The organism is Pseudoalteromonas sp. SG45-1, from assembly GCF_014164135.1.
In the GTDB taxonomy this organism is placed as follows: Bacteria; Pseudomonadota; Gammaproteobacteria; order Enterobacterales; family Alteromonadaceae; genus Pseudoalteromonas; species Pseudoalteromonas distincta.
This window is the reverse complement of the sequence record NZ_JACJEP010000067.1, coordinates 1-926: the sequence shown is the minus strand read 5'-3', so window position 1 is coordinate 926 and position 926 is coordinate 1. Positions and strand designations below refer to the sequence as shown.

General features: G+C 45.2%; 1 protein-coding gene. It reads right to left on the bottom strand.

Annotated features, from left to right (window positions below):
* Nucleotides 1–926 (bottom strand): elongation factor Tu (tuf, locus tag H5117_RS20390; protein WP_182739022.1); only part of this gene is annotated, 926 nt, incomplete at both ends.

The following is a 926-nucleotide window of genomic DNA, read 5'->3' as shown; positions in this document are numbered from 1 at the left end:
CCACCTTCATCTTTAGAAAGTACGTATACTTCTGAAGTGAATGTAGTATGTGGGTTGATTGAACCAGGCTTAGCTAGTACTTGACCACGTTCAACGTCTTCACGCTTAGTACCACGTAGAAGTGCGCCGATGTTTTCGCCAGCACGACCTTCGTCAAGAAGCTTACGGAACATTTCAACACCAGTACAAGTAGAACGAGTTGTATCATTGATACCAACAATTTCTACTTCGTCATTGATGCGGATGATACCAGCTTCAACACGACCAGTTACAACAGTACCACGACCCTGGATTGAGAAAACGTCTTCGATAGGCATGATGAATGGCTTATCGATGTCACGCTCTGGCTCTGGGATGTAAGAATCAAGTGCGTTTGCAAGCTCAACAATCTTATCTTCCCACTCTTTCTCGCCTTCTAACGCTTTAAGCGCAGAACCAGCGATTAGAGGTAAGTCATCACCTGGGAAATCGTATTCAGAAAGAAGTTCACGAACTTCCATTTCTACTAGTTCAAGTAGCTCTTCGTCATCAACCATGTCACATTTGTTCATGAATACGATGATGTAAGGAACGCCAACCTGACGAGAAAGAAGGATGTGCTCACGCGTTTGTGGCATAGGGCCATCTGTCGCAGCAACTACTAAGATCGCGCCGTCCATTTGAGCAGCACCAGTGATCATGTTTTTAACATAATCGGCGTGACCAGGACAATCTACGTGTGCGTAGTGACGTGTAGGTGTATCGTATTCAACGTGAGACGTTGAAATAGTGATACCACGTTCGCGCTCTTCTGGAGCGTTATCGATTGATGCGAAATCTTTAGCAACACCGCCGTATACTTTTGCAAGTACGTTAGTGATTGCTGCAGTTAGTGTAGTTTTACCGTGGTCAACGTGGCCGATTGTACCAACGTTTACGTGCGGTTT